The organism is Rhodococcus sp. ACS1 (genome assembly GCF_002300155.1).
Classification (GTDB): domain Bacteria; phylum Actinomycetota; class Actinomycetes; order Mycobacteriales; family Mycobacteriaceae; genus Rhodococcus_F; species Rhodococcus_F koreensis.
Map to the genome: position 1 here is coordinate 1,566,465 of NZ_NSDZ01000005.1, position 12,219 is coordinate 1,578,683.

General features: G+C 68.1%; 9 protein-coding genes. 3 read left to right on the forward strand and 6 right to left on the reverse strand.

Going from position 1 to position 12,219, the window contains the following annotated elements:
• Window positions 1–87 precede the first annotated feature (87 nt).
• Window positions 88–687 (forward strand): TetR/AcrR family transcriptional regulator, encoded by a 600-nt coding sequence (locus tag CJ179_RS27715; RefSeq protein ID WP_072947513.1) that lies wholly within the window; start codon window positions 88–90, stop codon window positions 685–687.
• A gap of 48 nt (window positions 688–735) precedes the next feature.
• Here the strand turns inward: CJ179_RS27715 and CJ179_RS27720 are convergent, their stop codons facing one another.
• On the reverse strand, window positions 736–1,599 hold the full coding sequence (locus CJ179_RS27720) for a MaoC/PaaZ C-terminal domain-containing protein (RefSeq protein WP_095863471.1): 864 nt from the start codon (window positions 1,597–1,599) through the stop codon (window positions 736–738).
• Entirely contained in the window at window positions 1,599–2,945 is a 1,347-nt protein-coding gene (locus tag CJ179_RS27725; RefSeq protein ID WP_095863472.1) for a 3-oxoacyl-ACP reductase, read from the reverse strand. Before CJ179_RS27725 ends, CJ179_RS27720 begins: the two co-directional genes overlap by 1 nt.
• A gap of 130 nt (window positions 2,946–3,075) precedes the next feature.
• On the opposite strand from CJ179_RS27725, the gene CJ179_RS27730 reads away from it, so the two are divergent.
• Window positions 3,076–4,410 carry an acetyl-CoA C-acetyltransferase gene (locus tag CJ179_RS27730; protein ID WP_072947510.1) on the forward strand — a complete coding sequence of 445 codons (1,335 nt, stop codon included), beginning with the start codon at window positions 3,076–3,078 and terminating at the stop codon, window positions 4,408–4,410.
• Between the two features lie 330 nt (window positions 4,411–4,740).
• A complete protein-coding gene (locus tag CJ179_RS27735; RefSeq protein ID WP_095863473.1) occupies window positions 4,741–7,032 on the forward strand; it encodes a VanW family protein in 2,292 nt (763 codons plus the stop codon).
• Between the two features lie 72 nt (window positions 7,033–7,104).
• On the opposite strand, the gene CJ179_RS27740 is transcribed toward CJ179_RS27735, so the two are convergent.
• The 4 genes from CJ179_RS27740 to CJ179_RS27755 all read right to left on the reverse strand — a co-directional run bounded on the left by CJ179_RS27740 (window position 7,105) and on the right by CJ179_RS27755 (window position 11,947).
• Window positions 7,105–8,088, reverse strand: a complete 984-nt coding sequence (locus CJ179_RS27740; protein ID WP_095863474.1) for a hypothetical protein — start codon at window positions 8,086–8,088, stop codon at window positions 7,105–7,107.
• A gap of 180 nt (window positions 8,089–8,268) precedes the next feature.
• Window positions 8,269–10,104, reverse strand: coding sequence for an acyl-CoA dehydrogenase (locus CJ179_RS27745; protein ID WP_095863475.1), 1,836 nt, complete (start codon window positions 10,102–10,104; stop codon window positions 8,269–8,271).
• An 82-nt stretch (window positions 10,105–10,186) separates the two neighbouring features.
• Complete coding sequence (locus CJ179_RS27750; RefSeq protein ID WP_072947506.1) at window positions 10,187–10,810, reverse strand: bifunctional 2-polyprenyl-6-hydroxyphenol methylase/3-demethylubiquinol 3-O-methyltransferase UbiG; 624 nt, start codon at window positions 10,808–10,810, stop codon at window positions 10,187–10,189.
• Window positions 10,811–10,831: 21 nt separating this feature from the next.
• Window positions 10,832–11,947 (reverse strand): DUF4185 domain-containing protein, encoded by a 1,116-nt coding sequence (locus tag CJ179_RS27755; protein ID WP_095863476.1) that lies wholly within the window; start codon window positions 11,945–11,947, stop codon window positions 10,832–10,834.
• Window positions 11,948–12,219 lie beyond the last annotated feature (272 nt).

Here is a 12,219-nt window from a genome sequence, read left to right on the forward strand (position 1 = left end):
GGGGTGCTGGTATTCTTCTCGTCCGCCGGTCGAGCCCGGTTTCTTACCGTAGAGTAAGATAGCGGGTTCGACGATGATGGAGGACGAATGGCCGGCGGCACCAAGCGACTGCCGCGCGCAGTGCGCGAGCAGCAGATGCTCGACGCTGCCGTCGACGTCTTCTCCGACAGGGGTTTTCACGAGACGTCGATGGACGCGATCGCGGCCAGGGCGGAAATCTCGAAGCCGATGCTGTACCTCTACTACGGCTCCAAGGACGAACTGTTCGCGGCCTGCATCCAGCGGGAGGGGCTGCGCTTCGTCGAGGCGCTCGCACCGGCCGGTGATCCCGGGCTGAGCCCGCGTGAACAGCTGCGCCGCGCGCTCGAGGGGTTCCTCGGGTTCGTGGGCAAACATCGCAAGTCGTGGATGGTGCTGTACCGCCAGGCGATGGGGCAGCAGGCGTTCGTCGGCTCGGTGCAGTCGAGCCGCGACCGGCTGATCGAACTCACCGCACACCTGCTCGAGTCCAGCACGAAGGATCCGGAGCCGGGCCAGGATTTCGAACTGATCGCCATCGCCCTGGTCGGGGCCGGTGAGGCCGTGGCCGACCGGGTCGCCGGCGGCGAGATCGAGGTCGACGCCGCCGCCGACCTGCTGGAGTCCCTGGCGTGGCGCGGCCTCGCGGGCAAGAAGAAGCCGGAGTGAACGGGACGCTCGTTCGATCAGATCGAACGAGCGTCCCGTTCGTCCCCGTCAGCGCAGCGTCGCGGTGAGGTGCGGGTACCCCTTCTTCGGGTGCTTGATCGACAGATCCCAGCCGTCGGCGGTCCGATCGGCGTACACGTTCAGCGTGGACGGCAGCAGGATCGGCTTGCCGAAGCGCACGCTGTAGGTGACGGCGTCCGGGATCCGGCCCTCCACCGACCCCAGGACCGCGGCCGCACTCCACATGCCGTGCGCGATGGTCTTCGGGAACCCGAAAGCCTTGGCGCCCAACGTCGACACGTGAATCGGATTCCGGTCGCCGGACACCGCCGCGTACTTGCCGATCGTCTTCTGATCGACCCGCAGCGTCCGCAGCGGGCGCGGCGGCTCCTCCTCGGCCTTCGGCTCGGGGCCGGGCTGACCGGACAGCGACGTCTTCTGCTGACGCAGGAACGTCGACGTCTGCTTCCACACCAACTCGCGTCCGACCCTGATCTCGCTGATCACGTCGATGAGCAGCCCCTTGCGGTGCTCACGCAGATTCTCCGCGTGCACCGACACGTCGAGGGGTTCGACCACCGAGATCGGGCGGAACTGCTCGATGACGTTCTCCGCGTGCACCGAACCGATGGCGGGGAAGGGGAAACCCTCGGACACCATCAGCTTCATCACCACCGGGAACACCAAGGTGAACGGGTATGTGAGCGGCAGGGTGTCGCCGAAGCGCAGCCCCGTCACTCGGTCGTACGCCGCCAGGTTGTCGGGATCCACGTGCACGCCGCTCAGGACGAGCGTCGTGTCCGGGGCGCTGTGCCCGCTCGCACCGATGACCGGCAGCGCGCTGCGCACGGCGCGGGTGTAAATGTCGAGCGTGCCCGGCTTCTCCGTGAGTTGCACGACCTTGCCCGACATCAGGCCCCCAGCAGGCTCTGGCCGCAGACGCGGACGATCTGCCCGGTGACGGCGTTCGACGCGGGGCTCGCGAAGTACGCGACGGTCTCGGCGACGTCGACGGTCTCGCCGCCCTGCAGCAGCGAACTCATGCGGCGTCCGGCCTCGCGCGTCGCGAAGGGGATCGCCGCCGTCATCGCGGTCTCGATGAAGCCGGGGGCGACGGCGTTGATGGTGATCTTCTTCTTCGCGAGCACCGGCGCGGACGCCTGCACGAGTCCGATGACACCGGCCTTGGAGGTGCCGTAGTTGGTCTGGCCCCGGTTGCCCGCGATGCCGGCGATGGAGGAGACGTCGATCACGCGGCCGCCTTCCTTCAGCGCACCCTTGGCGACGAGGACGTCGGTGATGCGCTGCGGTGCAAGAAGGTTGACACCGATCACCATGTTCCAGCGGCCCTCGTCCATGTTGGCGAGCGTCTTGTCGCGGGTGATGCCGGCGTTGTGGACGATGATGTCTGCGCCGCCGTGCCGTTCGAGGACGAACTCGGCGAGCTTGTCGGCGGCGTCGTCCGCGGTCACGTCCAGGGCGAGGGAGGTGCCGCCGACCTTGTTGGCGGTCTCGGACAGCGCCTCACCGGCGGCCGGGATGTCGGCGCAGATGACGTGCGCGCCGTCGCGGGAGAGGACCTCGGCGATGGTCGCGCCGATGCCGCGGGCCGCACCGGTGACGACGGCGACCTTCCCGTCGAGCGGCTTGTCCCAGTCGGCGGGTGCGACGGAATCCTCGGACCCGACGCGGATGACCTGGCCGCTGACGAACGCGGACTTGGCCGACAGCAGGAAGCGCAGCGTGGATTCGAGACCCGACAGTCCGGTGGCGGCCTTCGGCGAGACGTACACGAGCTGAGCGGTGGCGCCGCGCTTGACCTCCTTGCCGACGCTGCGGGTGAAGCCCTCGAGCGCACGCTGGGCGATGTGCTCGTCGACTCCGGACGCCTCCTCGGGGGTGGTGCCGATGACGACGACGCGCGCGGACGGTGCGAGGTTGCGGATGACCGGCTGGAAGAACTCGAACAGCTGCTCGAGCTCGGTGACCGAACCGATGCCTGTGGCGTCGAACACCAGGGCGCCGTACCGGTCGTCGCCCGCGCCCGCGGCGGGGTAGTCGGACAGGAGTTCGCGCAGCGGCTCGACGAGGCGGCCCTTGCCGCCGATCAGGACCGGGCCGGCGAGCGCCGGCTCGCCGTGCTTGTATCGCCGCAGGTTCTCGGGCCGCGGCAGTCCCGCCTTCGCCGCGATGAACGCGCCGGGTGCGGATGAGAGGAACTGGGAATAGAGGTCGGGAGCTCCCTTGCTGGCTGCCACGGTCCTACCTTCTGTCGTCGTTCGGCGGTCAGTCACCGAGCACCGAGTGGAGTGCGGTGTCGACAAGTAACTTACTCCTGAGTAAGAATAGTAGCCAACAGGTAATCGCACCAGATCCTTGGAGACGTCAGTGACCAGCAAAGCTCGCACCAACTCGAACTCCGCTGCGGCCCCGAAGCCGGGCGGAAAGCAGCAGCGTCCCGTCGCGATCGTCGGCGGAAACCGCATCCCGTTCGCCCGCTCCGACCGAAAGTACGCGCAGGCGTCCAACCAGGACATGTTCACCGCCACCCTCGACGGACTGGTGAGCCGCTTCAACCTCCAGGGCGAGAAGCTGGGCCTCGTCGCGGGCGGCGCCGTCCTCAAGCACAGCCGCGACTTCAACCTGATGCGCGAATGCGTCCTCGGCAGCGCCCTCAGCCCCTACACCCCGGCCTTCGACCTGCAGCAGGCCTGCGGCACCGGACTGCAGTCGATCGTCGCGGTCGGTGACGCCATCGCGGCCGGCCGCATCGACGCCGGTGTCGGCGGCGGCGTCGACACCACGTCGGACGCCCCGATCGGCGTCAACGACGACCTCCGCGAGTTCCTGCTGTCCCTGAACCGCGCGAAGAGCACCGGCGACCGCATCAAACTGCTCGGGAACGTCCGCCCGTCCATGCTCGGCATCGAGATCCCCCGCAACGGCGAACCCCGCACCGGCCTGTCCATGGGCGAGCACGCCGCCATCACCGCCAAGGAGTTCGGTGTCCGCCGCGAGGACCAGGACGCACTGGCCGCCGCCAGCCACCAGAACATGGCCGCCGCCTACGACCGCGGATTCTTCGACGACCTGGTCACCCCGTTCCTGGGCCTCACCCGCGACGACAACCTGCGTCCCGATTCCAGCGCCGAGAAGCTCGCCAAGCTGAAGCCGGTCTTCGGGGTGAAGGCGGGCGACGCCACCATGACGGCGGGCAACTCCACCCCGCTCACCGACGGTGCGTCCGCGGTCCTGCTCTCCACGGACGAATGGGCCGCCGAGCGCAAGCTTCCGGTCCTCGCGCACCTCGTCGACTCCGAGACCGCGGCCGTCGACTACATCCACGGCAAGGACGGGCTGCTCATGGCGCCCACGTACGCCATCCCGCGCCTGCTGGCCCGCAACGGCCTCACCCTGCAGGACTTCGACTTCTACGAGATCCACGAGGCGTTCGCGTCCGTCGTGCTCGCGACGCTGCAGGCATTCGAATCCGACGAGTACTGCAAGGAGCGCCTGGGGCTCGACGGCGCACTCGGCTCCATCGACCGCAGCAAGCTCAACGTCAACGGCTCGTCGCTGGCGGCGGGCCACCCGTTCGCCGCGACCGGCGGGCGCATCGTCGCCTCGCTCGCCAAGATGCTCGCGGAGAAGGGTTCGGGCCGCGGCCTGATCTCCATCTGCGCCGCCGGCGGCCAGGGTGTGACGGCAATCATAGAGGCGTGAACCGACTGGCCTTTCCGGTAGCTGGGAGACCGGAAAGGCCAGCGTGTGCGCGGTGCGAGCGGGGATCCGGCAACGAGGGGTGGCCGGATCCCCGAAAACTTTTCCGACAGGTGTAACGCTGGAGATTAGCTGGCGATATCCCTGTCAGCCCCGTGTTGCTGCCTGACCCCCGACCTGGCAGCAGCGCGGGGCTCTTGCATTTCCGGCGGCCGGTAGGCTGACGTGGGGGTCTCGACCGGGCCTCGCTCGGATCGGATCGCGCTTGAAATGCAACGAGCACCGACGGCAAGCTGAGGCCCGCACGAAGGACGACTCGGTGAGAGGGCCACGGTGAACCACGAAGACGGCGACAAGGGGAGCACTGCACCCGAACGGTCGACGCCGGACCCTTCCACGACGCCCGACAGCGTCGAACCCGAGAACGCGGCCGACGAGCCTGCTTCGGAAGCGGACGAGGCCCCGACAACGCAGCCGAGTGCCGACGAGGCCCCGACAACGCAGCCGAGTGCCGACGAGGCCCCGACCACGCAGCCGAGTGCCGACGAGGCCCCGACCACGCAGCCGAGTGCCGACGAGGCCCCGACAACGCAGTTGGACCTCGGTGACCTGGGGGAACGTTCCGAGGAGCAGGCCCCGTTGTGGGTGGAGCCGCCGGCGAACGAGGACGTCACGCAGGTGATTCCCGCGATTCCGCCGGGTCCCGTTCCCGGGCCGACGCAGGCGTACACCACGCCGGCCGACGAGCCGACCGTGGTTGCTCCGGCCGCCGCGGCTCCGGTCCCGCCGCAGCCGGAACCGGAACCTTCCGCGCCTGCCGAGCCGTCCACGGAATCGACAACCCCTGCTCCCTGGGTGAAGATCGCAGCGGTCACCGGGGGTGTGATCGCCCTGATCGGCATCGCCTACGCCGCGGACCTCGCGGTGTCCTCGGGAAACGTGCCGCGCGGGGTGACCGTGGCGGGCGTCGACGTGGGTGGCTCGACCCGCGAGGAGGCGGAGGCCACGTTGCAGGCGCAGGTCGGCCCGCGCGTCGGTCAGCCGCTGACGGTGCAGGCCGGCGACGTGTCGACGGAACTCGTTCCGTCCGCCGCCGGGCTCGGGGTCGACTGGGAAGCCACCCTCGACCGGGCCCATTCGCAGCCGCTCAACCCGTTCACCAGGGTGGCGTCGTTCTTCACCACCGACGAGATCGGGGTGGTGTCGACTCGCGACGAGGCGGCGCTGGCGTCCGCCGTCGACGGCCTTCGCAGTGAGACCGACCGCGCGTCCCGCGAGGGGACCGTCGTGTTCGAGGGCGCGACCCCCGTGCGGGTGGATCCGTCGACCGGGCAGAACCTGAACGGTGAGGGTGCCGAGGCGGCGTTGATCGAGAAGTGGGCGTTCGGCCGGACGGTGGATCTGCCCGTCGACGTCGTGCCCGTGTCGGTGACGCAGGAGGGTGTCCAGCGGGCGCTCAACGATGTTGCGGTGCCGGCGGCGTCCGCCGATCTGGTGGTCACCGGTCGTGACGGCAAGGTCGCGACCGCGCCGCGTCAGCAGATCGGCGCCATCGTCGGATTCGAACCGGACGGCAACGGCGGGTTGAAACCGACGTACAACGTCGAGGCCGCGACCGGCATCCTCGCCCCGCAGCTCGTGTCGACGGAGATCGTTCCGAAGGACGCGAAGATCACGCTCGACGGGGGATCGCCGACTGTCGTCCCCGCCGTTGTCGGCGATCTGGTGCAGTGGCCCAAGACGTTGGAGACACTGCCCGAGGTGTTGCGCGGCAACGGTTCTCACACCACCGCTGCGGTGTATGGACCGATTCCGCCCGCCCTCACGACGGAGGCCGCGCAGGCGCTGGGTGTGAAGGAAGTGGTCGGCGAGTTCACGACCGGCGGTTTCTCGGCGGCGTCCGGGACGAACATCCGGCTCGCTGCCAGCGAGATCAACGGGGCACTGATCAAGCCGGGCGACACGTTCTCGCTCAACGGGTACACGGGTCCGCGCGGTACCGCTCAGGGCTATGTGGAGTCGGGCATCATCAACAACGGCCGCCCGGACACCGCCGTCGGTGGCGGTGTGAGCCAGGTGGCGACGACGCTCTACAACGCCGCGTATTTCGCCGGCATGGAGGACGTCGCGCACACCGAGCACTCATACTACATCTCGCGGTACCCCGAGGCGCGGGAGGCCACCGTCTTCGAGGGCGCCATCGACCTGCAGTTCCGGAACACCGGAAAGACGGGTGTGATGATCCAGGCCATCGGCGGCGCCTCGGATCTGACCATCCGGTTCTGGGGTACCAAGTCGGTCGACGTCGAGTCGATCACCGGCAACCGCACCAAGCCGACGCAGCCCGACACGGTCACCCTGCCCGCCGGTGACCACTGCATCGCCTCCAGCGGCGCACCGGGGTTCACCGCCAGCGACACCCGGGTGATCTCCGATCACGCCACCGGCCAGGAGATCTCCCGGGACACCAGGACCGTCCGCTACGACCCCGTCCCGATCGTGAAGTGCGAGGAACCCGGCGCTCCCAAGCCTGACGAGCGCACCCCCGCCGCGGCGCCGGCCCCGTCCGCTCCGGCGGAGAGCCCGACCGCCACCCCGAAGCCGAAGCCGAACGACGGCGAATAGACGCACCACTTCTCGGTTTGCACACACCCTTTCGAGGAAGAAGAGCTGCGCGCAAACCGAGAAAGGGTGCGGCTACAGCGACCGCACCGTGAGCGGCTGGGCGGACGGCAGCGGCGCCTGGACAACCCATCCTCGCGGCGATTCGGCCCGGGCGATCGCGCGGCGGACCCGGTCCACCGCCTGTGAAGGCGACTCCAGGTCGTCCCAGGTCCACCGCACCACCTGGTATCCGAGGTCGCGCAGTGCATCTTCGCGTTGTTTCTCGGCGAATACTGCGTCGCCGGGTGATTGCCCCGGTTTCAGCAGCCGTCCGTACTTGACGCGTCCGTCGAACTCCCCGAGCACGATGCCGTCGAAGTGGAAGTCGACGCGCCCGACACGGCGCCCGCCGGGGTCGAACACCTCACCCTGCTGGGAGGGAACGGCGAGCCCGGCCCGCGCCAACATCACCCGGCTCCGCGATTCCCCGACACTTTCGCTGTGCCCGCTCACGAAGTGGACGACCCTGCGCGCCGCGTCGATTCCGTGCCGCCGCGCGGCGAGGGCGAGTTCTGCGTCCAGTTCGTCGCGGCTGATGCCGAACGTGCGGACCGCCGCGTCACCGGCCACGGCGGCCTGCTCGAACGGCAGCGTCCTCGCGAGGTCGACGACGGTCCGCGCCGGGAGGGTCAGCGAGTGTCCGTCCACCACTGCCACCCGTTCTCCGATCGGGGCGCAGTGCACCGTGATCCGTCGCTTGACCCGGCCGCCTCCCCGCCGGTTTCTGGTGACGTGAACGCGGTCGAGGGCCGTTCGCCACAGCGGCAGTCCGTACACGACGGCCGCGGACTGGTGGCTGAGTACCGCGTCGTCCGAGAGGGCGTGAAGTGTCGAATCGATCAGGAAGCGATGACGTTCCTCGTCGCCGAGCGCCGAGCACACCGCCGCGGAGAGGTACGCGCCGCGGCCGATGCGTTGCCACTCACCGCGCGTGTAGAGGCGTCGGATCTCGTCGTCGCTGTAGCCGCGGCCCAACGCTTCCTGGCGTCGCAGCATCGCCCCCGGGTCGTGTTCCATGGGAACGATTCGCGCCGGGGCGACGCCGCGAATCCGGCTCGGCGGACCGGGCTGTGGATGACCCGAGGGTTGTGGACAACTCCCGCACTCCTTCTCTGCCCGCGCACTGGCTGTGGGGTCAGAGAAGGTATGCGTCGACCGAGAAGGAGTGCTGGAGTCCACAAAGCCCTGTGAAGCCGATCAGAACGCTGCTTCGTCGAGCTCCATGATGTCGTTGTCGAGGTTCGCGACGATGCCGCGGGTGGCGGTCAGCTCGGGCAGCACGTTCTTCGCGAAGAAGGACGCGATGGCGACCTTGCCCTCGTAGAACGCCTTGTCCTTGTCGGAGGCACCTTCGTCGAGGGCCTTGATCGCGATCTCGGACTGGCGCAGGAGCTGCCAGCCGATGAGGAGGTCGCCGACGGACATCAGGAACCGGACGGAGCCGAGACCGACCTTGTACAGCTCGGACGGCTGCTCCTGTGCGCCCATGAGGTACCCGGTGAGGGTGGCGGCCATGGTCTGGACGTCCTCGAGGGCGGTGGCGAGCAGGGCGCGCTCGGCCTTGAGGCGACCGTTGCCGGCCTCGGTGTCGATGAACTTCTTGACCTCGCCTGCGACGTGGGCGAGTGCCACGCCGCGGTCGCGGGCGATCTTGCGGAAGAAGAAGTCCTGCGCCTGGATGGCGGTGGTGCCCTCGTACAGCGAGTCGATCTTGGCGTCGCGGATGTACTGCTCGATCGGGTAGTCCTGCAGGAAGCCGGAACCGCCGAAGGTCTGCAGGCTGTCCGTCAGGTACTGGTAGGCCCGCTCGGAGCCGACACCCTTGACGATCGGGAGCAGCAGGTCGTTGACGCGGAACGCGAGGTCCTTGTCGGCGCCGGACACCAGCTTGGCGGTGGCCTCGTCCTGGTGCGCCGCGGTGTACAGGTACACAGCGCGCAGGCCTTCGGCGTACGCCTTCTGCATGGCGAGGGCGCGACGGACGTCGGGGTGGTGCGTGATGGTGACGCGCGGGGCGGCCTTGTCCGTCATCTGCGTGAGGTCGGCGCCCTGGACGCGTTCCTTCGCGTAGTCGAGGGCGTTGAGGTAGCCGGTGGAGAGGGTGGCGATGGCCTTGGTGCCGACCATCATCCGGGCGTGCTCGATGACGTCGAACATCTGCGCGATGCCGTTGTGAACCTCGCCGACGAGCCAGCCCTGGGCGGGAATGCCGTGGCCGCCGAAGGTCACCTCACACGTCGCGGAGACCTTCAGGCCCATCTTGTGCTCGACGTTGGTGACGAAGGCGCCGTTGCGCTCGCCCAATTCGTTGGTCTCGAAGTTGAAGTGCGTCTTCGGGACGAAGAACAGCGACAGTCCCTTGGTGCCGGGGCCTGCGCCCTCGGGGCGGGCCAGGACGAGGTGGAAGATGTTCTCGAACAGGTCGTCGGAGTCGGCGGACGTGATGAACCGCTTGACGCCCTCGATGTGCCAGGAGCCGTCGTCCTGCTTGATGGCCTTGGTGCGGCCTGCGCCGACGTCGGAACCGGCATCGGGTTCGGTGAGGACCATGGTGGCACCCCAGCCACGCTCGACGCAGGTGGCGGCCCACTTCTTCTGCTCTTCGGTGCCGTTGTGGAACAGCACGTCCGCGAACGCGGGTCCGGCCTGGTACATGTGCGCGGCCGGCTGGGCGCCGAGGATCAGCTCACCGATGGCCCACACGACGGACCGGGGGACGGGTACGCCGCCGATCTCCTCGGAGAGTCCCATGCGGTACCACTCGGCGTCCCACAGTGCGCGGAACGACTTCTTGAAGGATTCCGGCAGGGTGACGGTGTGGTTCTCGGGGTCGAAGACCGGAGGGTTGCGGTCGGCGTCGGCGAAGGACTCGCCCAGCGGTCCCTCGGCGAGGCGGGCAACTTCACTGAGCATGTTGCGGACGGTGTCGGCGTCGAGATCGCCCCACACGCCGTCACTCAGCGGCTGCTCGAGACCGAGTACCTCGAAGAGGTTGAACTCCAGGTCGCGGACGTTGCTCTTGTAATGGCCCATGTCTTCTGTCTCTCCCAGTGAGATGGTGCGGTCTATCCGTTAGTACCGCCCAAGTTATTACTCGTCGGTAACATCAGCGATATTACGCGCCATTTACCGGACTGCCAAGACTCGGGCGGCGTGCGACGAGGAGTGCGTCGATCGCCGTTCCCGCGTCCGTCTCGCGGAATCGCCGTTCGGCGACGTCCACGTTCAGGCGACCGTCGAGCATGGTCACCAAATCGTCTGGTGTGTAGAGGATTTCGATGTCCTGGGGACCCCCGACTCCCTGCGACAAGTTAACGGCGTCATGCCCCAAAATCATGAGGATTCCGTCAGGTTTCAGCGCGGATATGGCGCGGTTCACAACCTCCAGACGCTCCTCGGGAGCGAGATGGAGGTAGATCATGAGCACCAGGTCGTACTCGCCGCCGAGGTCCGAACCGGTGACGTCGGCGACGCGGTACTCGAGCCGTTCCCGGACCGAGCGGGGCGCCTCGGCGGCCACCCGGCGGGCCTTGTCGAGGGCGACGGCCGAGTAGTCGAGCCCCGTCACCTCCCAGCCGCGGGTGGCGAGCCAGTGCGCGTTGCGGCCCTCCCCGCACGCGAGGTCGAGTGCGCGACCGCGGGGGAGCGCGGTGACCTGCTCGACCACGACGGCGTTGGGTGGCGCGCCCCACACCAGTTCGCTCTGTGAATACCGTTCGTCCCAGGCAGCTGCATCCATGCCCCGACGCTAGTACGACCGCTACGGAGTGAGCGTGGTGCGCATCAGGAGAACGTTGTAGTTGTTGTGCACCGTCGTGAGGAAGTAGAGGTCGCGTCCCGACGACCACGGGTGGATGTAGGCGCCGTACGCGGTGGGCAGTTCCCGGGTGTCGACGAGTACCTCGGGTGGGCCCCACGGTCCGGTCACCGACGGTGCGCGGCGCATGACCACCGAGTTGAACTGATCGGTGGTCAGCATGAGGTACTGCCCGAGGTATTCGTTGTACGCGACGGACAATTCGCCGACGCCGCCCGGCATGATCGGCCTGGCGACGTCGGGGTTGCCCTTGATCCACTTGGCGCCGTCGAAGTACTCGTACGCGCCGAGGTCCATGATCTGGGGTTCCGGGACGCGGGCGATGTGGACGAGTCCGCCGCGCCCGGCGGGTGTGCCGTACTGGTAGACGAAGCCGTCGGCCTTGACGAACGCGCTCATCTGGAAGTTGGCGTTGCCCCCGACGTTCGGGCGCTGCGTCTCGGGGGCGACGGTCCAGTTCTCGCCGTTGTCCTGCGAGTAGACGAGGCCGGAGTAGTTGGTGTCCCACGTGCCCGCCGGACCCCAGTTCTTCACCGACATCATGCTCAGCACCTGGGTGTTGCCGACGGCGACGCCCGCGGTGGGGATGCGGCTGATCTCGACGAACGGGATCTTCGGGCTGGGGACGAGCTCCTTGGACTGGCCGAAGATGTCGCGGGGTGAGCTGTCGAAGTTCATCCCGTCGGACAGGATGCCGTCCGAGCTGCGGAAGAGTGTGCTGCTGCGCCAGGCCCACAGGCTGCCCGACAGCAGGTTGGGCAGTCCGAGTCCGGCGGAGTCGCCGAACGCCGTGAGGACCTGGCCCTGGCCGTTGTCCCACATGACGCCGAGGTCGGTGCCGAGGACGTTGGCGTCCTGGGTGCGGTTGGGACTGAGCATGCCGGTCTGTTGGGCGACCGCCTGGGTGCGTCCGGTGAGGTGGGGAATCCCGTTGGTGCCGTTGAGTCCGGGGATCGGATTGATGGCGTTGGGGTTCGCGGCGGCCGGGCCCGCGAATGCGATCAACGTCACGGCCGCGCCGACGAGCGAGGCTGCTGCAAGAGCTCTGGTTCGCTTCACGAAGGTCACTCCATCTCTAGCAGCAGGCGGCACTGCGTGGCCTGAAGAGACCACTCCCCCTACCGGTGATCAACTGCTGGAAATCGCGAGAAGTCTAACAAGTCTGTTCTTCCGAAAGTGTCGATTTGACCGCCCTGTTCGTTTCATCCGTGCCCCTGCAGATCCGATGTTACCCGCGAGTAACAGGAACCGGTGCTACCCGCGGGGCGGCTGCCGACGTAACGTGTGCTGGCGACAAGTCCACACTGCGCGTAACCACGCGGGACCTGATG

Coding starts and splice junctions, on each gene's coding strand:
- CJ179_RS27745 (WP_095863475.1), bottom strand. CDS start 10,104: ATGGGCCATTACAAGAGCAACGTCCGCGACCTGGAGTTCAACCTCTTC.
- CJ179_RS27720 (WP_095863471.1), bottom strand. CDS start 1,599: ATGTCGGGCAAGGTCGTGCAACTCACGGAGAAGCCGGGCACGCTCGAC.
- CJ179_RS27740 (WP_095863474.1), bottom strand. CDS start 8,088: ATGGAACACGACCCGGGGGCGATGCTGCGACGCCAGGAAGCGTTGGGC.
- CJ179_RS27750 (WP_072947506.1), bottom strand. CDS start 10,810: ATGGATGCAGCTGCCTGGGACGAACGGTATTCACAGAGCGAACTGGTG.
- CJ179_RS27715 (WP_072947513.1), top strand. CDS start 88: ATGGCCGGCGGCACCAAGCGACTGCCGCGCGCAGTGCGCGAGCAGCAG.